Annotated in this window: 23 protein-coding genes; 8 read left to right on the forward strand and 15 right to left on the reverse strand. The window is 67.9% G+C overall.

The window, feature by feature from the left end; all coding sequences use genetic code 11:
• Positions 1 to 214 precede the first annotated feature (214 nt).
• The 5 genes from ACFOOQ_RS10285 to ACFOOQ_RS10305 form a co-directional block, all read right to left on the reverse strand.
• The gene (locus tag ACFOOQ_RS10285) at positions 215 to 1,624 is read right to left on the reverse strand and encodes a sodium:proton antiporter (protein WP_379725593.1); all 1,410 of its coding nucleotides are present in this window, start codon (positions 1,622 to 1,624) and stop codon (positions 215 to 217) included.
• Positions 1,625 to 1,719: 95 nt separating this feature from the next.
• Positions 1,720 to 3,174, reverse strand: a complete 1,455-nt coding sequence (locus tag ACFOOQ_RS10290; RefSeq protein ID WP_379725596.1) for a sodium:proton antiporter — start codon at positions 3,172 to 3,174, stop codon at positions 1,720 to 1,722.
• Positions 3,175 to 3,385: 211 nt separating this feature from the next.
• Positions 3,386 to 4,318 carry a cation diffusion facilitator family transporter gene (locus tag ACFOOQ_RS10295; RefSeq protein ID WP_379725599.1) on the reverse strand — a complete coding sequence of 311 codons (933 nt, stop codon included), beginning with the start codon at positions 4,316 to 4,318 and terminating at the stop codon, positions 3,386 to 3,388.
• Between the two features lie 47 nt (positions 4,319 to 4,365).
• On the reverse strand, positions 4,366 to 4,950 hold the full coding sequence (gene pdxH, locus ACFOOQ_RS10300) for a pyridoxamine 5'-phosphate oxidase (RefSeq protein WP_379725603.1): 585 nt from the start codon (positions 4,948 to 4,950) through the stop codon (positions 4,366 to 4,368).
• A 23-nt stretch (positions 4,951 to 4,973) separates the two neighbouring features.
• Positions 4,974 to 5,174, reverse strand: coding sequence for a hypothetical protein (locus tag ACFOOQ_RS10305; protein ID WP_379725606.1), 201 nt, complete (start codon positions 5,172 to 5,174; stop codon positions 4,974 to 4,976).
• Between ACFOOQ_RS10305 and ACFOOQ_RS10310 the strand changes: the two genes are divergently transcribed.
• A complete protein-coding gene (locus ACFOOQ_RS10310) occupies positions 5,173 to 5,661 on the forward strand; it encodes an RT0821/Lpp0805 family surface protein (RefSeq protein WP_379725609.1) in 489 nt (162 codons plus the stop codon). The genes ACFOOQ_RS10305 and ACFOOQ_RS10310 overlap by 2 nt on opposite strands.
• A gap of 173 nt (positions 5,662 to 5,834) precedes the next feature.
• A complete protein-coding gene (locus tag ACFOOQ_RS10315) occupies positions 5,835 to 6,545 on the forward strand; it encodes a hypothetical protein (protein ID WP_379725612.1) in 711 nt (236 codons plus the stop codon).
• Between the two features lie 2 nt (positions 6,546 to 6,547).
• Here ACFOOQ_RS10315 and fabF read toward each other — a convergent pair whose 3' ends face one another.
• Positions 6,548 to 7,819 carry a beta-ketoacyl-ACP synthase II gene (gene fabF / locus ACFOOQ_RS10320; RefSeq protein WP_379725615.1) on the reverse strand — a complete coding sequence of 424 codons (1,272 nt, stop codon included), beginning with the start codon at positions 7,817 to 7,819 and terminating at the stop codon, positions 6,548 to 6,550.
• A gap of 100 nt (positions 7,820 to 7,919) precedes the next feature.
• On the opposite strand from fabF, the gene ACFOOQ_RS10325 reads away from it, so the two are divergent.
• On the forward strand, positions 7,920 to 8,423 hold the full coding sequence (locus ACFOOQ_RS10325) for a MarR family winged helix-turn-helix transcriptional regulator (RefSeq protein ID WP_379725618.1): 504 nt from the start codon (positions 7,920 to 7,922) through the stop codon (positions 8,421 to 8,423).
• On the opposite strand, the gene ACFOOQ_RS10330 is transcribed toward ACFOOQ_RS10325, so the two are convergent.
• The 3 genes from ACFOOQ_RS10330 to ACFOOQ_RS10340 form a co-directional block, all read right to left on the reverse strand.
• Positions 8,420 to 9,514 (reverse strand): PAS domain-containing protein, encoded by a 1,095-nt coding sequence (locus tag ACFOOQ_RS10330; RefSeq protein ID WP_379725621.1) that lies wholly within the window; start codon positions 9,512 to 9,514, stop codon positions 8,420 to 8,422. The two genes, ACFOOQ_RS10325 and ACFOOQ_RS10330, sit on opposite strands and share 4 nt — an antisense overlap.
• 140 nt (positions 9,515 to 9,654) lie before the next feature.
• Positions 9,655 to 10,683, reverse strand: coding sequence for a site-specific DNA-methyltransferase (locus tag ACFOOQ_RS10335; RefSeq protein ID WP_379727528.1), 1,029 nt, complete (start codon positions 10,681 to 10,683; stop codon positions 9,655 to 9,657).
• Positions 10,684 to 10,939: 256 nt separating this feature from the next.
• Complete coding sequence (locus tag ACFOOQ_RS10340; protein WP_379725624.1) at positions 10,940 to 11,572, reverse strand: ribonuclease HII; 633 nt, start codon at positions 11,570 to 11,572, stop codon at positions 10,940 to 10,942.
• 103 nt (positions 11,573 to 11,675) lie between these two features.
• Here ACFOOQ_RS10340 and ACFOOQ_RS10345 point away from each other — a divergent pair, with 103 nt between their 5' ends.
• Both ACFOOQ_RS10345 and ACFOOQ_RS10350 read left to right on the forward strand, forming a co-directional pair.
• Positions 11,676 to 12,479, forward strand: coding sequence for a crotonase/enoyl-CoA hydratase family protein (locus ACFOOQ_RS10345; protein ID WP_379725627.1), 804 nt, complete (start codon positions 11,676 to 11,678; stop codon positions 12,477 to 12,479).
• 4 nt (positions 12,480 to 12,483) lie between these two features.
• Positions 12,484 to 13,965 carry a M48 family metalloprotease gene (locus ACFOOQ_RS10350; RefSeq protein WP_379725629.1) on the forward strand — a complete coding sequence of 494 codons (1,482 nt, stop codon included), beginning with the start codon at positions 12,484 to 12,486 and terminating at the stop codon, positions 13,963 to 13,965.
• Between the two features lie 16 nt (positions 13,966 to 13,981).
• Here the strand turns inward: ACFOOQ_RS10350 and ACFOOQ_RS10355 are convergent, their stop codons facing one another.
• The 6 genes from ACFOOQ_RS10355 to ACFOOQ_RS10380 form a co-directional block, all read right to left on the reverse strand.
• Positions 13,982 to 14,887 (reverse strand): RNA polymerase factor sigma-32, encoded by a 906-nt coding sequence (locus tag ACFOOQ_RS10355; protein WP_379725632.1) that lies wholly within the window; start codon positions 14,885 to 14,887, stop codon positions 13,982 to 13,984.
• Between the two features lie 116 nt (positions 14,888 to 15,003).
• The gene (locus ACFOOQ_RS10360) at positions 15,004 to 15,594 is read right to left on the reverse strand and encodes a PAS domain-containing protein (protein WP_379725635.1); all 591 of its coding nucleotides are present in this window, start codon (positions 15,592 to 15,594) and stop codon (positions 15,004 to 15,006) included.
• A 25-nt stretch (positions 15,595 to 15,619) separates the two neighbouring features.
• Positions 15,620 to 16,477, reverse strand: coding sequence for a hypothetical protein (locus ACFOOQ_RS10365; protein ID WP_379725638.1), 858 nt, complete (start codon positions 16,475 to 16,477; stop codon positions 15,620 to 15,622).
• 77 nt (positions 16,478 to 16,554) lie between these two features.
• Positions 16,555 to 17,040: a CarD family transcriptional regulator gene (locus ACFOOQ_RS23300; protein ID WP_449265808.1), complete on the reverse strand. Its 486-nt coding sequence runs from the start codon at positions 17,038 to 17,040 to the stop codon at positions 16,555 to 16,557.
• Positions 17,041 to 17,828: 788 nt separating this feature from the next.
• Positions 17,829 to 18,170 carry a ferredoxin FdxA gene (gene fdxA / locus ACFOOQ_RS10375; RefSeq protein WP_379725644.1) on the reverse strand — a complete coding sequence of 114 codons (342 nt, stop codon included), beginning with the start codon at positions 18,168 to 18,170 and terminating at the stop codon, positions 17,829 to 17,831.
• 136 nt (positions 18,171 to 18,306) lie between these two features.
• Positions 18,307 to 18,612 carry an RNA-binding S4 domain-containing protein gene (locus ACFOOQ_RS10380; RefSeq protein WP_379725647.1) on the reverse strand — a complete coding sequence of 102 codons (306 nt, stop codon included), beginning with the start codon at positions 18,610 to 18,612 and terminating at the stop codon, positions 18,307 to 18,309.
• Positions 18,613 to 18,670: 58 nt separating this feature from the next.
• On the opposite strand from ACFOOQ_RS10380, the gene ACFOOQ_RS10385 reads away from it, so the two are divergent.
• From ACFOOQ_RS10385 to dut, 3 genes are all read left to right on the forward strand, one after another.
• Positions 18,671 to 19,411 carry an SDR family NAD(P)-dependent oxidoreductase gene (locus ACFOOQ_RS10385; RefSeq protein WP_379725650.1) on the forward strand — a complete coding sequence of 247 codons (741 nt, stop codon included), beginning with the start codon at positions 18,671 to 18,673 and terminating at the stop codon, positions 19,409 to 19,411.
• Positions 19,412 to 19,532: 121 nt separating this feature from the next.
• Positions 19,533 to 20,888, forward strand: a complete 1,356-nt coding sequence (locus tag ACFOOQ_RS10390) for a bifunctional phosphopantothenoylcysteine decarboxylase/phosphopantothenate synthase (RefSeq protein WP_379725654.1) — start codon at positions 19,533 to 19,535, stop codon at positions 20,886 to 20,888.
• Complete coding sequence (dut, locus tag ACFOOQ_RS10395) at positions 20,885 to 21,361, forward strand: dUTP diphosphatase (protein WP_379725657.1); 477 nt, start codon at positions 20,885 to 20,887, stop codon at positions 21,359 to 21,361. Before ACFOOQ_RS10390 ends, dut begins: the two co-directional genes overlap by 4 nt.
• Positions 21,362 to 21,363: the final 2 nt, after the last annotated feature.

Raw genomic sequence — 21,363 nt, forward strand, 5'->3', positions numbered from 1 at the left:
TGGGCTTGGACCCTGCGGTCGCGGCAGCGCGTTTGCGCGTCGTCGTGGTTGCGATGGCTAGACCCTCCTCGATTGCACCCCGATCCGGGGCAGCGGGGCCGTGCCCGAATCGGAGCCAGTCTACCCCGACTCGGGTTTACCGACAATTACAGCCTGATGAATCCTGCCGGCTGTGGCCGGCCAGTCACAGGCTGGCGGGGCACAGGCTGGCAGGTCACAGCAGCCACAGCCAGGTGACCAGGGCGAAGACCGGCAGCAGCACCGGCACCGACCAGGCCATGAAGCCGAAGAAACTCGGCATGCGGACTCCGGCCTGCTCGGCGATCGCCTTGACCATGAAATTCGGCGCATTGCCGATATAGGTCAGCGCGCCCATGTAGACGGCGCCCATCGAGATCGCCAGCAGGGTGCTGGCCATCGGGCCCATCAGTGCCTTGGCGTCGCCGCCGGCCATGTTGAAGAACACCAGGTAGGTCGGTGCATTGTCGAGGAAGCCCGACAGCACGCCGGTCAGCCAGAAGTACATCTCGTCGCGCGGCCCGCCCTGCGCATCGGTGGCCAGCGTGATGATGTCATGCAGCGCGCCATGCTCGCCGGCGCGCAGGATGGCGATCACCGGCACGATGGTCAGGAAGATGCCGGCGAACAGCTTGGCGACCTCGACGATCGGCTCCCAGTTGAAGCCGTTGCCTTCGCGCGTCTCGCGCCGGGTGATGACCAGCGACAGGATCGTCAGGCCGAGCAGGATGGCGTCGCGGGCGAGATTCTGCGGCTTCACCTCGATGCCCCAGACATCGAGGCTGAAATGCGGCTGCCACGAGCCCGACATCAGCACGGCACCGATGACGCCGACCAGCAGGAAGATGTTGAGGCCGCCCTGGATGCGGATCGGCGTGTCCGGCGTCGGATCGCGGGTGACGCCTTCCTTGACGTAGAAATAGCGGTCGACGAGGTAGAACACCGCCAGCAGGATCACGCTGACCAGCAGGGTCGGCGCCAGCATCGCCTCGAAGGTCCAGAAGAAGCTGACGCCCTGCAGGAAGCCGAGAAACAGCGGCGGATCGCCCAGCGGGGTCAGCGCGCCGCCGACATTGGCGACCAGGAAGATGAAAAAGACGAAGACATGGGTGCGATGGTACCGGTTGTCATTGGCATTCAGCAGCGGGCGGACCAGCAGCATGGCGGCGCCGGTGGTGCCCATCCAGCTCGCCAGCACGGTGCCGGCGGCGAGCAGGCCGGTGTTCAGGCTGGGGCTGCCGTGCAGGTTGCCGACGATGCGCACGCCGCCGGCGATGGTGAACAGCGACAGCAGCAGGATGGTGAACGGCAGGTATTCATGCAGGGCGACTTCCAGCACCACATGGGCGGCACCGCCGAGGCCCGACTGCAGCGCGAAGGGGACGAGGAAGGCGAGCCCCCAGACGGCGGCGATCTTGCCGTAATGGTGATGCCAGAAGGCCGGCGCGATCAGCGGGAACAGCGCGATCGACAGCAGGATGCCGGCAAACGGGATGCCCCAGACCAGGCCCATGGATGCGCCGTCGACGGCAGCCGCCTGCGCCGGCAGGGCGACGCACAGCAGGATTGCGGCCGCGCCGGCACTGCGGATCATGGGCAGGATCATGCGGAAAACCCCCTCGTTATCGGATTCGCGTTTCTTGCGTTCCGATATGGGGAGGCGCCGGCGAGTCTGCAACCCCGCGATGGCGGGAAACGGCGCTAAAGCACGAAGAACAGCAGGGTGACGATGACAAAGCTGGGGATCAGGATGGCGCCGCTCCAGGCCATATAGCCGAAGAAGCTCGGCATCTTCACGCCCTGCTCCTCGGCAATCGCCTTGACCATGAAGTTCGGCGCATTGCCGATGTAGCTGTTGGCGCCCATGAACACCGCGCCGGCCGAGATCGCCATCAGGGTCGCCGACAGCGGCCCCATCAGATGCTGGGCATCGCCACCGGCCATGTTGAAGAACACCAGATAGGTCGGCGCATTGTCGAGGAAGCTCGACAGGATGCCGGTCAGCCAGAAATACATGATGTTGTTCGGCGCCCCGTCGGGATGCGAGGCGAGGCTGACCAGCGGCGCCAGCGCGCCGTCGGTGCCGGCGCGCAGGATGGCAATGGCCGGGATGATGGTGACGAAGATGCCGGCGAACAGCTTGGCGACCTCGACGATCGGTCCCCAGGTGAAGCCGTTGCCCGCGCGCGTCGCCTTGCGGGTCAGCACCAGCGAGGCGCCGGCGATCGCCAGCAGCAGCAGGTCGCGCGCCAGGTTCTGCGTCTCGACATGCACGCCGCCGATCTCGACGCCGGTACCCGGATGCCAGGTGCCCGACAGCAGCACCGCCAGCACCACGGTGCCGAGCAGGATCAGGTTGATGCCGCCCTCGATGCGGATCGGGCTGTCCGGGGTCGGATCGGCCCGGGTGATGCCTTCCTTGCGGTAGAGGTACAGGTCGACGCCGTAGAACACGGCGATCAGCAGCACGACCACCAGCAGGGTAGGAAAGAACACCGCCTGGGTGGTCCAGAAGAAATCGACGCCCTTGAGGAAGCCGAGGAACAGCGGCGGATCGCCCAGCGGGGTCAGCGCGCCGCCGACGTTCGAGACCAGGAAGATGAAGAAGATCACCACATGCACGTTGTGGCGGCGGTTGTCGTTGGCGCGCAGCAGCGGCCGGATCATCAGCATCGAGGCGCCGGTGGTGCCCATCCAGCTCGCCAGCACGGTGCCGACGAGCAGCAGCGCGGTGTTCAGGCTGGGGCTGCCGTGCAGGTTGCCGGTCACCCGCACGCCGCCGGCCACCGTGAACAGGGCGAACAGCAGGATGATGAAGGGGATGTATTCGTGCAGCGCGGTTTCCAGCAGGGTATGCACGGTGATGCCGGCACCCTCGATGGCGATGAACGGCAGGATCACGCAGAGCGACCAGAAGGCGGCGACCTTGCCGTAATGGTGATGCCAGAAGCCGGCGAGGAACAGCGGCATCAGGGCGATCGACAGCAGGATGCCGGCGAACGGCAGGGTCCACAGGATGCTGAGGTCGCGGCCATCGATGCCGGCTTCGGCGGCATGGGCCGGCAGGGCGGGCAGGATGGCGACCGTTGCCGCCGCGAGCAGGGCCGGCAGGGCGCGGCGCAACAGGCGGCCGCACGCGAAACGGGCAATCGTCATAACCAGTAATCCCCCAAGAAAACCTGTGGCGGCGGAGATTAGCCGCTGCGTCCCGCCACCTCAACCCGTCACCCGGGCCCTCGGCCGCGGACCGGGCGCGGGGCCGGCGCAGGCATCGGCGAAGTCAGGCATCGGCACCCGACCGCCTTGCGGTCAGGCATCGGCACCCGACCGCCTTGCGGTCAGGCATCGGCACCCGACCGCCTTGCGGTCAGGCATCGGCGAAGGGCGGGCGATCCTCGGCGATGCCGGCCGGGTCCTGGTGGATGATCACCTCGGCGCCGGGGAACAGCTCCAGGATCTGCGCCTCGATCTCGTCGGAGATGCGATGCGCCTCGCGCAAGCTCATGCGCGGATCGAGTTCGAGGTGGAACTGGATGAAGGCCTGGTTGCCCGACTGCCGGGTACGCAGGTCATGCAGGTCGCGCGCATCCGGATGCGCCAGCACCACGGCGCGGATGCGTTCGCGGTCGCTGTCGGCCAGTTCGCGGTCCATCAGGTGGTCGAGCGCGCCGCGCACGATGTCGAAAGCGCTCTTGACGATCACCGCGGCGATGGCCAGCGCACAGGCCGGATCGAACCAGGTAAGATTGCTTTGGGTGCCGATCAGCAGTGCCACGATCACCGCGGCATTGGTCAGCAGGTCGCCGACGTAATGCAGGCGGTCGGCGGTCACCGCCAGCGATCCGGTCTGCTTCACGACATGGCGCTGGTACAGCACCAGCGCGGCGGTCAGCGCAATCGACAGCAGCATCACGGCGATGCCGGCAATGCCATGCTGCACCGGCTGCGGGTCGCTCAGGCGGTCGATCGCCTCGACGACGAGGAACAGTGCCGAGCCGACGATCAGCGCCGCCTGGCCCAGACCGGCCAGTGCCTCGGCCTTGCCGTGGCCGAAGCGGTGTTCGGCATCGGCGGGGGTAAGCGCGTGACGCACCGCCAGCAGGTTGGCCAGCGAGGCGACGGCGTCGAGCAGGCTGTCGACCAGCGAGGCCAGCATGGCGACCGAGCCGGTGGCGAGCCAGGCCGCCAGCTTGGCGGCAATCAGGATCACCGCCACCAGCACCGAGGCATTGGTGGCGCGCCGCATCAGCCGCGCCTTCAGCGCGGGATCGGCCGCCACATAGGCCTGCGGTCCGCTCATGGCCGAAGTTCGCTCATGACAGGGGCCCACTCATGACAGGGGCCCGCTCACGGGAACAGCCGTTCCGTGCTCCAGCTTTCGCCGGAGCGGGTATAGACCAGCCGGTCGTGCAGGCGGAACGGCCGGTCGGCCCAGAATTCGATGCTGGCCGGCGCGATGCGGAAACCCGACCAGTGCGCTGGCCGCGGCACCGCGCCGATGGCGTATTTCGCAGCATACTTGGCGACGGCGGCTTCCAGCGCGAAGCGGCTTTCCACCGGCCGCGACTGCGCCGAAGCCCAGGCGCCGATGCGGCTGTCGCGCGGCCGCGAGGCGAAATAGGCATCGGCCTCGGCGTCGCTGACAATGGTGACGGCGCCGCGGATGCGCACCTGGCGACGCAGGCTTTTCCAGTGGAACACCGCCGCCGCCTGCATGTTGGCCAGCAGCTCGCGGCCCTTCTGGCTTTCGAAATTGGTGTAGAAGACGAAGCCGCGCGCGTCATACTCCTTCATCAGCACCATGCGCACGTCGGGCAGGCCGCCGGTATCCGCCGTGGCCAGCGCCATGGCGTTGGGGTCGTTGGGTTCGCTCTTCACCGCCTCGGCAAGCCAGGCGGCGAAATGATCGAGCGGATCGGCATAGGCATCCATCGGGGTACCGTGACGGTTCGGGGTTACCGCAAACGCGTCGCAAGTGCTTGATCGGCGGGCCGGATCGGCACAGCGGCGGGCGCGGCAATGGTACGGGCCATATAGCCCAGGCCGCAAGATTTCCCAACCCCTGCCGCAATGCCGCCGCAATCCCTGCGCAGGATTTCCGCCATATCCCCGTGGAGAAACGGCAGGGATATGACACACAAGGATTCGAAAACCATGCACATCCTGCATCAGCGTTTTGCCACCGCCGCTGCCGCGCTTGCGATCGCCGGCATGCTGGCGGCCTGTGCCGACAGCGGGCCGAAGCAGAATGTCGGCACCGTGCTCGGTGGCGTCGGCGGCGCTGTCGCTGGCGCCCAGTTCGGCAGCGGCAAGGGCCGCCTGGTCGGCGTGGCCGCCGGCACCCTGCTCGGCGCCCTGGTCGGCTCGGAGGTCGGCAAGTCGCTCGACAAGGCCGACCGCACCTATCTGGAACGCTCCAACCAGCGCGCGCTGGAAACGGCGCCCTCGGGCACCCAGGTCTCCTGGCGCAACCCGGACAGCGGCAATGCCGGCACCATCGTGCCGCAGCCGGCCTATCAGGCCAGCAACGGCCAGTATTGCCGGGAATTCCAGCAGACCATTACGGTCGGCGGCGATACCCAGCAGGGCTACGGCACTGCCTGCCGCCAGCCCGACGGCACCTGGAAGATCGTCCAGCAGTAAGTTTTACCCGCGCGCCGGCTCCCCCCCGCCGGCGTGCATCCTTCCCCCCAGACTCAAACGGCGTGCCCCCTCGGACACGCCGTCTTTTTTTGTGGTTTGCCGGCCACCGCCGCCGGGCTAGACTGGCCGGGCGTCAGAATGACGCCGACCTACCCGCAGGAAGCAGGCCAAGAATGGTCACCGAGATTGGCGGCGAGTCCGCTCCCCCGTCCACTACGCTGTCCGCTCCCCGGGCCGCAGCCGGCGGCAAGATCGTCGCCGCGCGCGATGCCCTGGCGGCATTGTCCGCCCCCCGCAAGAAGACCGAGGCCGAGCAGAAGCTCGACGCGATCCTGCGCGACCTCAAGACCACCAGGGGCAAGGCGGCGCAGGAGGCCGCCCGGCGCAAGCTCGACCGCATCAAGGCGAAACTCGAGGCGCTGAAACTGGCGGCCGGTTCGGCAGCGGCCACCGGCGATGCGAAGCTGGCGCGCCGGGTGGCGAAAGAGATCCGCGATGCCGCCCGGGATCTCGGCCGCGCGCTGGCCGATGCCGGTTCGGGCGGCGGCAGTGCCGTTGCGACGGCGGCTTCGGCCGGAGTTGCGGCTGCGCCGGCTGAAGCGGCGGCCCCTGGTGCGGATGACAAATCCTCCACCGCCGTGCCGTCCTCTCCGCCGGCGGCCGGCAGCGACGATCTCGCCAGCCTGAAGGCCGATGCGCAGGGCGTGCTGAAAGAGCTGAAAAAGATCCTGCGCAAGCTGCGCGAGACCGGCTTGCATCCGGGCCTCGACCGGAAGGATCGCGCTGCGATGGAGCGGATGCTGGCCGAGGCCGACCGCAGCCTCGCCGGGCTTGCCGCGGCGGCGGCACCGTCGGTTGGTGGCACGGTCGACCTGGTCGCCTGAAATCAGGCGCTGCCGAAAATCACGCTGGCATTCACCCCGCCGAAACCGAAGGCATTCGACATCACATAATCGACCAGCTTGCGCCTGGCCTGCTGCGGCACGAGATCGATGCCGGCGGCTGCTTCGTCGGGCTGTTCCAGGTTCAGGGTCGGCGGCAGCAGGCCGTTGCGCAGCGCGAGGATGCTGTAGATCGCTTCCACCGCGCCGGCGGCACCGAGCAGGTGGCCGATCGCCGATTTGGTCGAGGACATCGACAGGCCGCTGGTGTCGTTGCCGAACACCGCCTTCACGCCGGCAAGCTCGGCGGCGTCGCCGACCGGCGTCGAGGTGGCATGGGCATTGATATAGCCGATCTCGGTCGGACGCAGGCCGGCGGCCTTCAGGGCGATCTGCATGGCGCGCCGCGGCCCGTCGCCGTCCTCGCGCGGCGCGGTGATGTGATGGGCATCCGCCGTGGTGCCATAGCCGAGCAGCCGCGCCAGGATGGTGGCGCCGCGCGTTTTCGCATGGGCGGCCGATTCCAGCACGACAATGCCGGCACCCTCGCCCATCACGAAACCGTCACGCGCGGCATCGAAGGGCCGCGAGGCTTTCGGCGGGTCGTCGTTATGGGCAGTGGCGAGCGCGCGGGCGGCGGCAAAGCCGGCGATGCTGACCCGGTCGATGCAGGCCTCGGCGCCGCCGGCGATCATCACGTCGGCCTCGCCGGCGCGGATCGCGCGGGCCGCATCGCCGATCGCCTGGGCCCCGGCGGCACAGGCGGTGACCGGGCAGCCGATCGGGCCGGCGAGGCCCCAGCGGATCGAGGCATGGCCGGCAGCGAGATTGCCGAGGAAGGAGGGGATGACGAAGGGCGACAGCTTGCGCGGGCCGGCGCGTTCCACCGTGCGGGTCGCTTCGGCGATGGCCGGGAAGCCGCCGATGCCGGTGCCGATGATGCAGCCGGCCCGCGTGCGTGCCTCGGCGTCTTCAGAAGGCTGCCAGCCGGCCTGGCCGATGGCCTGGGCGGCGGCGGCCAGCGCGAACTGGATGAAGCGGTCCATCTTGCGGCGGTCTTTCGGCGGTGCCGCCGTTTCCGGATCGAAGCCCTGCGGATCGTCGGCGATATCGGGCACGATGCCCGCCACCTTGGCCGGCAGGTCGCCGGTCTCGAAGCCGGTGATCCGCCGCAGGCCCGAGGCGCCGGCGGTCAGCCGCTGCCAGTTGGTATCCACGCCGCTGCCCAGCGGGGTGACGAGGCCGAGGCCGGTGACGACGACATCCTGATCCTGCATGAACCCGCTCCGTTAATAAATGTATATGCATACAATGCAGGTGCATGTAATGGGCCGGCGGGGGATTTGCAAGACCCGGCAAAGCGGCTATCAAGAGGGCATGCCGCGCAAATCATCCCGCAAATCCGCCCGGAAAACCGCCGATGCCGTCGATCTTACCTTCCGACAGCTCGATGTCGAGGGCTGTACGTCGATGCGGCTGCAGGCGGCGGCGAAGCTTGCCATGCAGGTCTACGCGCGGCATTTCGCCGACAGCGGTGTGACCTCGCCGCAATTTGCCGCCCTGGCCTTCCTGTACCGCGATGGCGGCCTGTCGGTCGGCCGGCTGGCAGAGCTGCTGGATACCGACCAGACCACGGTGACCCGCAACCTGCGCCTGCTGGATCAGCGTGGCCTGGTGCGACAGGAGGTATCGCCGGAGGATCGCCGCCGTCGCATCGTCCAGATCACCGCCGATGGCCGCCGGATTTTCCGCGCCGCCCTGCCGCACTGGCAGCAGGCGCAGGCCGAACTGGCGCGCCGGCTCGGCTCGACCCAGACCGCGCAGCTCAACCGCCAGCTCGACGGCGCGCTCGACCGCCTGCGCGACAGTCAGGGCGGCTAGGCGCCGGTCTTCGCGTTCGCCGGCGCCGGCCGCAGCATGCCGAGAATGCGCCGGGTGCGGCCGCGGCCATCCGTCTGTGCCGCGCCGACCGATTCCCGCGGGCTGCCGTCGCGCAGGCGAAAGCGCACGCTGTCCTCCGCGGCGCCGCTGCGCAGCCGCTGCATATGGCTGCGCACCGCATCGCGATCCTCCGGCAGCACCTGGTCGAGCAGGCCGGCGAGCGCGGCCGGGCAGGATTGCGGTTCCAGCCCGATCAGGCGGTAGTATTCATCCGACCAGGTGGTCAGCTCGCTTTCGGCATCCCAGGTCCAGCTGCCATGCCGGGCCATCTGCTGCGCCGCGGTGAATTCGTTGAGCACCGACCGGTAGGATTCCTCGGCGGTCACGCGGGCCGCTTCGGCCCCGGCGCGGGCGTTGTCGAGTTCGCCGATCAGTTCGGCATTGCGCAGGCGCAGCGCGAAGCCGAGCCGTTCGCGGCGGTTGCTGCCATGGGCGGTCAGGCTCATCGCCGTGCCCAGCACCAGGCCGAGCAGCATCATGTAGATGGCCGGCAGTTCGCCGGACAGGGCGGTGCGGATGCAGACCGGCACCGACATGGTCAGCAGGAAGGCATAATAGGAGGGCAGATGCAGCGCCCGGGCATTCATGCTGGTGAAGGCGAGCCCGCCCCAGGCCACCGTCATCACCATCTGCAGCGGCAGATTGTGCACCGGGAAATACAATGTGCCGAGGATGCCCCAGGTCAGGCCGGTGATCCCCGAACCGATCATGAAGCGCCGGGCCCAGGGCGCGGGATCGCCGAAATCACCGGCGAGATCGAGCAGCCGCTGGCGCTGGCGGTCGAGATACCAGGTGCCGAGCGTGTAGAGCGCGGTCAGCCCGAGGATGCTCCACCAGTCGGCATAGTCGCGGAACACCAGAAAGGCGCCGAACAGCATCGGATAGGGGACATAGCGCAGCGGCCAGCTCATCTGGTATAGCCGCTCGACCATCAGGCGGTCGATTTCCGGGCCGCGGCCTTCGAGGAGGGTTTCGTCCTCCTCGCTCAGGCGTCGCAGCAGGGCAGGCGATACCCCGCGCCGGTCTGTCATGTGAACCCGTCCCCCGCTGACGTCATGCGCCAGCCGGCATCCCACGGCGGCATGGCGGGCGAAGCCTAGCACCCGCCGGTTGGGTAAGGCCAGCGATCCGGCCCGGCGGTCCCGGGCGGTCAGACCCGGGGCGGTCAGCCTCAGGGCAGTTCGGCGCGCAGTTTCTGGCGCAGCACGTCGATCGGCACCAGCTTGCCCTCGACCACGATGTGCCAGAAGGTCCAGCCGTTGCAGGCGGTCGCGCCCATCACATGGGCGCCGATCTTGTGGATCGAGCCGCTGGCATCGGCGGTGACCAGGCTGCCGTCGGCGCGCACTTTGGCGGAATGCCGCCGGGTCGGGTCGACCAGCACGGTGCCGGCCGGCAGCAGGCCGCGCTCGACCACCCAGCCGAACGGAATGCGCGGTTCGTCCTTCTTGGACCGCGTCACCTCGACATCGTCGGGCGTCGAGGGCTGCACGGTGGCGATGCGCCGCTCGGCGGCTTTCGCATAGGTCTTGTCGCGCTCGATGCCGATGAAATGCCGGCCGAGCCGCTTGGCGACGGCGCCGGTGGTGCCGGAGCCGAAGAAGGGGTCGAGGATGACGTCGCCAGGCTTGGTCGAGGCGACGATCACCCGGTGCAGCAGGGCTTCCGGCTTCTGGGTCGGATGCGTCTTGGCGCCGTCGGCACCGCGCAGGCGCTCGCTGCCGCCGCAGATCGGGATCAGCCAGTCCGAGCGCATCTGCAGGTCGTCGTTCAGCGCCTTCATGGCGTCGTAGTTGAAGGTATAGCCCTTGGCATCCTGGCTGCGCGCGCACCAGATCAGCGTCTCATGCGCATTGGTGAAGCGCTTGCCGCGGAAGTTCGGCATCGGGTTGGACTTGCGCCAGACCACGTCGTTCAGCATCCAGTAGCCGAGATCCTGCAGCTGGGCACCGAGCCGGAAGATGTTGTGATAGCTGCCGATCACCCAGATGGTGCCGCTCGGCTTCAGGATGCGCTGCGCCGCCGCCAGCCAGGCCTTCGAGAAGGCGTCGTATTCCGAGAAGCTGGCGAACTTGTCCCAGTCGTCGTCGACCGCGTCGACCACGCTGTCGTTCGGCCGGCGCAGTTCGCCGGTGAGCTGCAGATTGTAGGGCGGGTCGGCGAAGATGCAGTCGATCGATTCCGCCGGCAGGGCATTCATCTGCGCGATGCTGTCGCCGAGCAGGATCCTGTCGAGCGGCAGTTCGGGATGCGGCTCGGCGGCGCCGGCGCGCACCGCTACCGGGGCCGCCTTGAGCGCCTTGACCCGGCCGGTCTTGCGGCCGCTGTCGGGATTGGCCGTGACCAGGCTCAGATGCCCCTTGCGAAAGGGCTTGCGGGTCGGGTCGGTAAAGCTCGGCGCCATGTGCGGATCATCCCCCAGAAGTGACCCGCAAGTCATTAGATTCTTTGGATTATCAACTGGTTAACATGGATTCATCATCTGCAATTACCACATCTTGAGTCAGCAACCGCCTCAGAGGCGCAAAACCTAGTCTGTGGTGCGGCGAGATGCCGGCGGCGCGCAGGCCGGCCTGATGCGCCGCCGTGCCGTAACCCTTGTTCGCGGCCCAGGCATAGGCCGGATAGCGGCTGTCGAGCCGGGTCATGGCGCGGTCGCGGATCACCTTGGCGACGATGGAGGCGGCGGCGATCGACAGGCTGAGTGCATCGCCGTCGACCACGGCAGTGGCCGGGCAGGCGAGCTGCGGACAATGCTTGCCGTCGACCAGCGCATGGGCCGGCCGGACCGGCAGGGCGGCAACGGCGCGCCGCATGGCCAGCAGGGTGGCGCCGAGGATATTCAGCCGCTCGATCTCGGCGACGCTGGCGGCGCCGATGCCGATGCTGGCGCTGGCCAGCACGGCGGCGAACAGCGCCTCGCGCCGCGCCGCCGTTAGTTTCTTGGAATCGTCGATGCCCGGCGGCAGCCGGGCCGGATCGAGAATGGCGGCCGCGGCAACCACCGGCCCCGCCCAGGGGCCGCGCCCGGCCTCATCGATGCCGCAGACCGGTCCGGAAAACTGCGCCTCGATGCGGAAATCCGGCAAGCTGCCCTCCTGCGGCCATGAATCGCCGATAGCCTTGCGACAGCTTGCCGTGTCGCCGCTGCCTATGGAAGACTCCGCGGCAGGATATGGAGGAACCGGAGACATGAGTGCAGTGCCCGCCAGCCATCCTGACGGCGAGATCCTGACCCGCCGCGAAGGATCGGTTTTCGTCATCGGCCTGAACCGGCCGGCCAAGCTGAACGGCTTCACGCCGAAGATGCTGCGCGAGCTGGCCGCGGCCTATACCGCCTTCGAACAGGACGCCGGGGCGCGGGTCGCGCTGCTCTATGCCGAGGGGCCGCATTTCACCGCCGGGCTCGACCTGCCCAGGGTCGCACCGCTGATGGGCGAGAAAAACCTGCTGGCCGCACCGGGCCAGATCGACCCCTGCAACAACACGGCGCCGTTCCGCAGCAAGCCGGTGGTGGCCGCGGTGCAGGGCATCACGTTTACAATCGGCATCGAGCTGATGCTGGCCGCCGATGTCGTGGTGGCCGCCAGCGACTGCCGGTTCAGCCAGCTGGAAGTGAAGCGCGGCATCATGGCCACCGGCGGCGCCACCATCCGCATGGTCGAGCGCGCCGGCTGGGGCAATGCCATGCGCTATCTGCTGACCGGCGACGAGTTCGATGTCGCCACCGCGCTCAGGCTCGGTTTCGTGCAGGAGGTCACCGAGCCGGGCGGCCAGTTCGTCGCGGCCATGACCATGGCGCAGCGCATCGCCGCACAGGCGCCGCTGGCGGTGGCGGCCACGCTGCGCAACGCGCGGCTGGCCATCGAACATGGCCCGGCGGTGGCCGTGGAGGACTTCCGGCCGACGCAGGCGGTGCTGATGCGCAGCGACGACGTGAAGGAAGGCGTCGCCAGCTTCGTCGAGCGCCGTACCGCGCTGTTCCGCGGGTGCTGATGCCATGAAACCCTGGCGCACGGGACTTCTTGCTGCCGGCCTTGCCCTCGGCCCGGTCCTCGGTCTGGCCGGTGCGGCGCTGCCGGCAGTAGCACAGGTCTTCATGTCGCCGGAGGACGCCAAGAAGGTTGGCGCCCAGGAGCATCCGAAGATCCTGCAGCAGTTCGGCGGCGCCTATGACGATCCGGAGGTCGGTGCCTATGTCGCCGGCATCGCCGGCCGGCTGGCCGGCCAGTCGGGCATGGACCCGGGCAGCTTCACGTTTACCGTGCTGAACTCGCCGGTGGTCAATGCCTTCGCCCTGCCGGGCGGCTATGTCTATATCACCCGCGGCACGCTGGCGCTGGCCAACAACGAGGCGGAAGCCGCCGGCGTGCTCGGCCACGAGATCGGCCATGTCATCTCGCATCATGCCGAGAAGCGCTACGACAAGTCGGTCTTCACCAATCTCGGCGTCGCCGGCGCCTCGATCCTCGGTTCGATCTTCCTGGGCTCAGGCGCCGGCGACCTGATCGGCCAGGTCGGCAGCACCGCCGGCGGCGCCTATCTGGCGAGCTACAGCCGCGAGAACGAGTTCGAGGCCGACCTGATCGGCGTGCGGCTGATCGGCCGGGTCGGTTACGGCCCCGACGCGCAGGCCGCCTTCCTGCAAAGCTTAACCGACTACAGCACGCTGGAAACCAGGCTGGCCGGGCAGGCGGGACAGGACCGCACCATGGACCTGTTCGCCAGCCATCCGCGCGGGCCCGATCGCGTGCAGGCGGCGATCCAGGAGGCCAACAGCTTCCCGTCCAGCCCGATCTATCGCCGCGACGACTACCTCGCGCATATCGACGGCATGGTCTACGGCGACGATCCGAAGGAAGGCGTGGTGCGCGGCCATACTTTCATGCATCCGGCTTTGCGCTTCAGCTTCTCGGTGCCCGATGACTGGCGCATCGTCAATTCCAGCGACGCCGTGCTGGCCAGCGGGCCCGGCGGCAAGCTGCAGTTCGATATCGAGACCGACAAGAAGAAGGTGAAGGCCTCGCGCAATGCGCTGGATTACCTGACCCGCATCTGGGTGCCGAACCTGCGGCTGCGCGATGCCGAGACGATCACGGTCGGCGGCATGCCGGCGGCGACCGGCTCGGCCCGCGTGCAGCTCAAGAGTGGCGGCAATTCCGACCTGCGCTTCGTCGCCGTCGGCTTTCCCACCGACGATATCCTGCGCTTCGTGGTGATCGCCCCGGCCGGCGGCCTGGGCAAGATCGAACCCGCGATGATCCGCAGCGTGAATACGCTGAAGTATCTCTCCGAGGCGGAAGCAAAAGCGATCCGGCCGCTGCGCCTGAAAATCGTGACGGTGCAGGCCGGCGACACCGCGGAGAAGCTGGCCGAGCGCCTGCCGTTCACGCGGCTGAAGACCGAGCAGTTCCGCGTGCTCAACGGCCTGCGCGACGGCGAGACGCTGCAGGCGGGCCAGAAGGTGAAGCTGGTCGAATAGGCCAGCGGGGCGCGGGTCAGTGCGCCGTGCCGCCGCTCTCCGAGCCGAGGCCCGGCAACTCGCCGAGCTGGCGGCGCAGGCGCTTCAGCGCCTGGTGTTCGAGCTGGCGCACACGCTCCTTGGAGATACCGAGCCGCACGCCGAGGCGTTCCAGTGTCACGGTTTCCTCGCTGAAGAACCGCGCATGCAGGATCGCCTTCTCGCGGGCCGGCAGGGTGGCCAGCGCGGCACCGATCCAGCCGGCGCGGCGCCGCGCATCGACGCGCAGGATGGTGCTTTCCTCCGGCGTCGGCCGGTCGTCGACCAGCAGGTCCTGCCAGGCGGACTCGCCGTCCTCGGTGACCACGGCGTTCAGCGAGCGGTCGACCGCGGCCAGCCGGCTTTCCATATGGCTGACATCGGTCTCGCTGACATTGAGCTGATGCGCCAGCAGACGGCGGCCCTCGTCGGTCAGCGCCTCGCGGCCGCCGCCCTCGATGCGGGCGCGCAGACGACGCAGGTTGAAGAACAGGGATTTATGTGCGGCGGTCGTGCCGGTACGCACGATCGACCAGTTGCGCAGCACGAAATCCTGGATCGCCGCCCGGATCCACCAGGTGGCATAGGTCGAGAAACGCACCTCACGTTCCGGCTCGAAACGCGCGGCCGCCTGCATCAGGCCGAGATTGCCTTCCTGGATCAGGTCGTTCAGCGGCAGGCCGTAGTGGCGGAAGCGCACCGCGGTGGCGATCACCAGCCGCATATGCGGGGCGACCAGGCGATGCATCGCGGTCTGATCCTGGGTTTCGCGCCAGCGCTTCGCCAGCGCCACCTCCTCGTCGGGAGAGAGGAGCGGCAGGCGCATCGCCCGACGCACGAAGGCGCGATCACTGGCGTCGGATGAAGCAGCACCCGAACGTACATAAGTCCGGTCACGTGTCATGGCAGCCTCGCTGGTCACCATGATTTACGCATGGAAACGGGGCGCGGATCACCTCACGCTTTCGTGTTTTTATTTATACGTTGGTATGACGGCCCTACTGCCGCGGCAGTGGAAAATCAGCGTGCGATCTCGGCCGGTTGCACCGGGCGCCAGGCACCGGGCAGGTTCACGCTGAGAAACCGGCAGACCGCGCCCTCGGCGTTGGCGAGCGGCAGGATCAGGCGCTTCCAGGCGGTGACCGAGACATGCGGCGGCGGCCGGTGATGGCTGAAAACCGGCGCTCCGCGCAGGGCCACCACGCGATAGATCGCGCGGAACAATTGTGTTGCATAATTGTTGTTGTCGATCTCGGAAACCCGCCGCCCGGTCATGTCCTCGCCGTACATCTCGGCGACCCGGGTGCCATAGAGGCGGAAGCGGCCGTCCCAGCCGTCATCCTCGACGTCGATCAGCAGCACATAGCCGAGCGCCGGCCGCAGGTTGAAGGGCGAAATGTCGGACGCCAGCGGCATCGGGCGGTCGCCGCGAATCTCGTGCCAATAGGCAAGGGCATGATGCAACTGGGGTTCCGGGCAGAGCGTGGCATCGGGCTGCCAGACCAGGTCGACCAGGGAGGCGCCGCGCTCCGTCATGTGACGGTCGAGCACCTCGCGGTTATCAGCGAGGAGCGCATCCACCAGAGGCTGCATCACCAGTCTGTCACTCATATCGGGGATATGATAGCAGGCGGGCTCAGATCGCGAAACTCTCCACGACGGCGCCATCGAGGCCGAAACAGGCGACATTCAGCGGCCCGCCGAAGCCGGCCCCGCCGTCGAGGCAGCAGGTGAAGGCATCGAGATGGGCGCCTTCCCCGCGCGGGTTGCAGCCGCTGATGACGCGCCGGAAACCGGCATAGGGTTGCGGCATGCCGCGGAAGGAGGGTGAGCCCCACCACAGGTGATCGGCCTGCGCCTCCAGCGACGCATGGGGGTCGACGCCGGCATGGACGAACAGCAGTTCGCCGCCGGCGGTAAACGCCGAGCGGCGGAAGCTGCCGAACAGGTCGTCATGGCCGGGATGCTTGCGGATCGCCGCGCGCAGCGTGTTGGTCCAGCGGCTGACCGCCAGCGCGCCGTCGCGCAGGATGCCGCGCACCTGCTGCGGATCGACGCCATAGCCGCGCAGGGTCGGCTCCAGGCCATGACGCAGCATCCAGTCGAATACCTCGCCGGGGCCCGGCGCGAACTGGATCTGCAAAAGCTTGCGCCACATTTCCTCCTGCGCACCGCGCAGATAGACGATGTCCTCCGCCTCGACACCGGGCAGACAGAGGAAATCGCGGCGGAAGGCGAGCAGTTCGTCGAAGGTGGCGATCGAGTCGGCGCCATGGCCGACGGTATTGCCCAGATAGATCAGCCGGTCGCCGGGCAGCAGCCGGGCAGCCAGTTCCTGGTGGGCGTCGCGCAGGCGGCCGAGTTCAGCGTGGATCGCCGCCACCGCCCAGATGCGTCGCGCATGGCGCAAGACCGCGAAGGCCTCTGATGAGGCCGGCTGACCTGCCGCCGGGGCGGCTGCGGTGGTGACATGGGGCGCGGACAAGTCGCTCACGAATCGGGTGAAATAAAACGGGTCCGGCAACCGATGCTACCGGACCCAACCCTTAAAACGAAGAGAAAAGGCAAAAATCAGGCGACCTTGAGAATCTTCTCCAGTTTCTTGGTCGCCGAATCCTCGTCGATCCGCTCGACCGCCGCCAGTTCCCGCATCAGGCGGTCGAGGGCCGACTCATAAATCTGCCGCTCGGAATAGCTCTGGTCGGGCTGGCCGGCATTGCGATGCAGGTCGCGCACCACCTCGGCAATCGATACCGGGTCGCCGGAATTGATCTTCGCCTCGTATTCCTGGGCGCGGCGGCTCCACATCGCCCGCTTGACCCGGGCGCGGCCCTTCAGGGTCTCCAGCGCGGACTTCATTTTCTGCGGCGAGCTGAGCTTGCGGATGCCGACCGAGGAGACCTTGGACAGCGGCACGCGCACCGTCATCTTGTCGCGTTCGAATTCGACGACCATCAGTTCAAGTTCGAAGCCGGCAACCATCTGGCGCTCGATGCGCAGAATCTTGCCGACGCCATGGGTGGGGTAAACGACGTGATCGCCTGCGGCGAAATCCATTTTCACTTTTGACGGAACCGGTTTGAGTTGCACGACTTTGGCCTGCTGGGCCGGCTGCTTGGGTTCGGGGGCGGCCGGGCGCACCGGCTGCGGCAGGGGGCGGGTCGGCGGCGCCGAAACGGCCATCGGCCGGCTGGGCGGCACCGGCTTTGCGGCAACAGCCTTGGCCGGCGCGGCCTTGGCCGGCGCGGCCTTGGTCGCCGGTGCCGCCTTGGCGGCCGGCATCTTGGTGGCGGCCGGCTTTGCAGCGGCAGCCTTGGCCGGCGCGGCCTTGGCGGCCGGCTTGGCCACCGGCTTTGCCGCAGCCTTCGGGGCCGGCTTCACCGGGGCCTTGGCGGCGGTCTTGGTCACGGGCTTGGCGGCGGGCTTGGCTGTCTTGGTGGCGGATTGCTTCACGGTGGCCGGTTTCTTGGCGGTGGCGGCACGAGCGGCCGGGGCCCTGGCCGCCGGTTTGGCGGTCTTCACCTTGGCCGGGCTGGATTTGGCCTTGGCCGGGCTGCTGGTCTTGGTCTTCTTCACTGGCCACCCTCGCTTGCTATCGCCCCGCCGAACAGCCACCCCGCAGGTTCGAACCCGAACCTGGCCCCAGTTGCATGCATCGGTCGAAACTAATCGCCTCGGATGCAGCCTCCGGTATGTAAACCCGGAAAACCGCTCCGCCTGTCCGGCCATGATCTGCGGACAGGGTTATTGTTCAGTTACAAACATACCACAGGCGGGGGGTTATGGACAGCAACCACATGGGCGCACACCGTTTGTGCGGCGCCCGTGCCGGTCGAAAGCGGCGCTTAACCGTTGCCGGTACCGGGTTTCGGGCTGAAATGCTTCTCGAACTTGCCCTCGACGCCTTTCCACTGGTCGGCATCGGCGGGGGCTTCGCCCTTGCGGGTGATATTCGGCCATTTTCCGGCATATTCCCGGTTCATTTCGACCCAGGCCTCGGCGCGGCCATCGGTATCGGGAATGATCGCCTCGGCCGGGCATTCCGGCTCGCAGACGCCGCAGTCGATGCATTCATCGGGGCTGATGACCAGCATGTTCTCGCCGACATAAAAACAATCGACCGGACAGACCTCGACGCAATCCATGTACTTGCACTTGATGCATTGCTCGGTCACGACATAGGTCATCGGCGGAACCCTCGCTGAACGGCCGGTTGCTGTGCCCCGCAGGCGCAGCCGCTGCGTCATATGGGGCGGCAGCGGCGGACGGGTAGCACAGCAGTATCAGCCGGTCAATTATTTGTATACATACAATACGGGGGACTCAGGAGTCCGGCTGTCCCGGCGGGATTTCGGCATAGGTCGCCCGGGCCTCGGGTGCCGGTCCGCGCCGGGCCGGCAGGCTGAGGATGCGCAGCACCCGCACCCCGGCGGGCAGGGGCAGGGTCAGCACGTCGCCCGGCCGCACGAGGGCATGGGGCTTGTCGACCACCCGGCCGTTGATGCGGATGCGGCGCTTACCCGACAGTGACTGGGCCAACGCGCGCGACTTGCAGATCCGCACCATCCACAGCCATTTGTCGAGGCGCAGGCTGCCTGCGCTTTCCGCCATCGGTCCCGAATCGGTCATAGATGCCATGATAGCGCGTGGCTGGCGCGGGTCACGGCGCTGCGATAGATTTGCAACTATGCCAGATCGTCAGCGCACGCTCATTCTCACCGGCGCCAGCCGCGGTATCGGCCACGCCACCGTGAAACGCTTCTCCGCAGCGGGGTGGCGGGTCTTCACCGTGTCGCGCCAGCCCTTTTCGGAACACTGCCCGTGGGAGGGCGGTGCCGAAAGCCATGTCCAGATGGACCTCAACGACATCGGAACCCTGCCGGCGACGATTGCCGACCTGAAAAAGCGGCTGCCCGACGGCAAACTCGATGCGCTGGTCAACAACGCGGCGATCTCGCCGAAAGGCCCCGGCGGCAGCCGCATGGGCGTGCTGGATACCGACCTCGCCGCGCTGATGCATGTCTACAACGTCAACCTGTTCTCGGTGGCGCTGCTGGCCAAGGGCCTGTTCGACGAGCTGAAGGCGGCGCAGGGCTCGATCGTCAATGTCACGTCCATCGCCGGCGGCCGCGTGCATCCCTTCGCCGGCATGGCCTATGCGACGTCGAAGGCGGCGCTGGCGGCGCTGACCCGCGAGATGGCCTGGGAATTCGGCCCCTACAACGTGCGGGTCAATGCCATCGCGCCGGGCGAGATCGACACCTCGATCCTGTCGCCGGGCACCGACGAGATCGTGCGCCGCGACATCCCGATGCACCGGCTCGGCAAGCCGGAGGAAGTGGCCTCCACCATTTATTTCCTGTGCACCCAGCCATCGTCCTACGTGAATGGCGCGGAAATTCACATCAACGGCGGCCAGCACGTCTGAGTTTCCCGCCGGGTCTTGTGGTTTTGTGTCGGGTGGATTAACCTGAAGCACACTCCCGCTGCGTATTATGCTGTCCCGGATATGCCGGGTGGCGCATCGCTGCGGGTAAGGAGCTGCTATTGTGCTGCACGGCAAACGCATCCTGCTGGTGATCTCGGGCGGCATCGCTGCCTACAAGGCGCTGGAGCTGATCCGCCGCCTGCGTGAACGCGGCGCTTCCGTGCGCTGCGTGATGAGCAAATCCGCGCACCAGTTCGTCACGCCGCTCAGTGTGGCCGCGCTCAGCGGCGACAAGGTCTACGACAGCCTGTTCTCGCTGACCGACGAAGCCGAGATGGGCCATATCGAACTGTCGCGCGATGCCGATCTGCTGGTGGTCGCGCCGGCCAGTGCCGATCTGCTGGCGCGCATGGCGGGCGGCCTCGCCGATGACATGGCGGCCACCGTGCTGCTCGCCACCGACAAGCCGGTGCTGGCCGCGCCGGCGATGAACGTGCGCATGTGGCTGCACCCGGCGACCCGGCGCAACATCGCGCAGCTTAAAAAAGACGGCGTGCGTTTCGTCGGCCCCGATGATGGCGACATGGCCTGCGGCGAATACGGCCCCGGCCGCATGGCCGAGCCGCTGGCGATCGTCGCCGGCATCGAGGCCCTGTTCGCCGATCCGCCGCCGCCGGCACCGCTGCTGCTGCGTCCCGCCGACGCCAGGGCCGTGGCGGCGAACGGCAACGGCGGCGGCGGTCTTGCCGGCCGCCGCATCATTGTCACCTCGGGGCCGACGCACGAGCCGATCGATCCGGTGCGCTACATCGCCAACCGCTCGTCGGGCAAGCAGGGCCATGCGATTGCCGCGGCGCTCGCCGCCGCGGGCGCCGAGGTCACGCTGGTGACCGGGCCGGTCAGCCTGCCCGATCCGGCCGGCGTGAAGACCGTGCATGTGGAATCGGCGCGCGACATGTTTTCCGCCTGCTTCCTCGACCTGCCGGTCGATGCCGTGATCTGCGCCGCCGCGGTGGCCGACTGGCGCGTCGCCGTCGAGGCCGACCAGAAACTGAAAAAGGCCGGCGACGAACCGCCGGTGCTGCGGCTGGCCGAGAACCCCGACATCCTGCGCGCCATCGCCACCACCGATGCGCGCCGCCGCCCGGCGCTGGTGGTCGGCTTCGCCGCCGAGACCGAGGCGGTCGTCGACTACGCGACGAAGAAGCTGAAAACCAAGGGCTGCGACTGGATTCTCGCCAATGATGTCGGTGCCGGCACCGGCACCTTCGGCGGCGACAGCAACACCATCCATCTGGTGCGTCGCGATGGCGCCACGGATCGCATTGCCGTCGAACACTGGCCGACCATGAGCAAGGCCGCCGTGGCGGCGAAGCTCGCCGACGCCATCGCCGGCTTTTTCTCCCGATCGCCGGCGAAGCCGCCCGCTGTGAAGTCCGGCGCCAGATCCAGCAAGTTGAAAGAAGTCCGTCCATGACGCGTCCGGTTCCGCTGTCCGTTCCGATCTGCCCGTTGCCGCATGCCGCGGGGCTGGCACTGCCGGCCTATGCCACGGCGGATGCCGCCGGCCTCGACCTGCTGGCGGCGGTGGATGCACCGGTCGTGCTGCAGCCCGGCGAACGCAAACTGGTGCCGACCGGGATTTCCATCGCCGTGCCGCCGGGCTTCGAGGCGCAGGTGCGGCCGCGTTCGGGGCTGGCGCTCAAGCACGGCATCACCGTGCTGAACGCACCGGGCACCGTGGATGCCGACTACCGCGGCGAGGTCGGCGTCATCCTGGTCAATCATGGCCAGCAGCCTTTCACCATCAATCGTGGCGAGCGCATCGCGCAGCTCGTCGTTGCGGCCTTCAGCCGTGTCGACTGGCTCGCCGTCGCCGAGCTGCCGGAGACCGCGCGCGGCGCCGGCGGTTTCGGCTCGACCGGCACCGCCACGGCAAAGACCGCATAGGA

This window comes from Ferrovibrio xuzhouensis, assembly GCF_042648965.1.
Taxonomy (GTDB): domain Bacteria; phylum Pseudomonadota; class Alphaproteobacteria; order Ferrovibrionales; family Ferrovibrionaceae; genus Ferrovibrio; species Ferrovibrio xuzhouensis.

Bases quoted from the DNA above. Each gene is read 5' to 3' on its own strand.
- ACFOOQ_RS10285 (WP_379725593.1), bottom strand. From the start codon at position 1,624: ATGATCCTGCCCATGATCCGCAGTGCCGGCGCGGCCGCAATCCTGCTG.
- ACFOOQ_RS10290 (WP_379725596.1), bottom strand. From the start codon at position 3,174: ATGACGATTGCCCGTTTCGCGTGCGGCCGCCTGTTGCGCCGCGCCCTG.
- ACFOOQ_RS10295 (WP_379725599.1), bottom strand. From the start codon at position 4,318: ATGAGCGGACCGCAGGCCTATGTGGCGGCCGATCCCGCGCTGAAGGCG.
- pdxH (WP_379725603.1), bottom strand. From the start codon at position 4,950: ATGGATGCCTATGCCGATCCGCTCGATCATTTCGCCGCCTGGCTTGCC.
- ACFOOQ_RS10310 (WP_379725609.1), top strand. From the start codon at position 5,173: ATGCACATCCTGCATCAGCGTTTTGCCACCGCCGCTGCCGCGCTTGCG.
- ACFOOQ_RS10305 (WP_379725606.1), bottom strand. From the start codon at position 5,174: ATGGTTTTCGAATCCTTGTGTGTCATATCCCTGCCGTTTCTCCACGGG.
- ACFOOQ_RS10315 (WP_379725612.1), top strand. From the start codon at position 5,835: ATGGTCACCGAGATTGGCGGCGAGTCCGCTCCCCCGTCCACTACGCTG.
- fabF (WP_379725615.1), bottom strand. From the start codon at position 7,819: ATGCAGGATCAGGATGTCGTCGTCACCGGCCTCGGCCTCGTCACCCCG.
- ACFOOQ_RS10325 (WP_379725618.1), top strand. From the start codon at position 7,920: ATGCCGCGCAAATCATCCCGCAAATCCGCCCGGAAAACCGCCGATGCC.
- ACFOOQ_RS10330 (WP_379725621.1), bottom strand. From the start codon at position 9,514: ATGACAGACCGGCGCGGGGTATCGCCTGCCCTGCTGCGACGCCTGAGC.
- ACFOOQ_RS10335 (WP_379727528.1), bottom strand. From the start codon at position 10,683: ATGAATGCCCTGCCGGCGGAATCGATCGACTGCATCTTCGCCGACCCG.
- ACFOOQ_RS10345 (WP_379725627.1), top strand. From the start codon at position 11,676: ATGAGTGCAGTGCCCGCCAGCCATCCTGACGGCGAGATCCTGACCCGC.
- ACFOOQ_RS10350 (WP_379725629.1), top strand. From the start codon at position 12,484: ATGAAACCCTGGCGCACGGGACTTCTTGCTGCCGGCCTTGCCCTCGGC.
- ACFOOQ_RS10355 (WP_379725632.1), bottom strand. From the start codon at position 14,887: ATGACACGTGACCGGACTTATGTACGTTCGGGTGCTGCTTCATCCGAC.
- ACFOOQ_RS10360 (WP_379725635.1), bottom strand. From the start codon at position 15,594: ATGAGTGACAGACTGGTGATGCAGCCTCTGGTGGATGCGCTCCTCGCT.
- ACFOOQ_RS23300 (WP_449265808.1), bottom strand. From the start codon at position 17,040: ATGGATTTCGCCGCAGGCGATCACGTCGTTTACCCCACCCATGGCGTC.
- fdxA (WP_379725644.1), bottom strand. From the start codon at position 18,170: ATGACCTATGTCGTGACCGAGCAATGCATCAAGTGCAAGTACATGGAT.
- ACFOOQ_RS10380 (WP_379725647.1), bottom strand. From the start codon at position 18,612: ATGACCGATTCGGGACCGATGGCGGAAAGCGCAGGCAGCCTGCGCCTC.
- ACFOOQ_RS10385 (WP_379725650.1), top strand. From the start codon at position 18,671: ATGCCAGATCGTCAGCGCACGCTCATTCTCACCGGCGCCAGCCGCGGT.
- dut (WP_379725657.1), top strand. From the start codon at position 20,885: ATGACGCGTCCGGTTCCGCTGTCCGTTCCGATCTGCCCGTTGCCGCAT.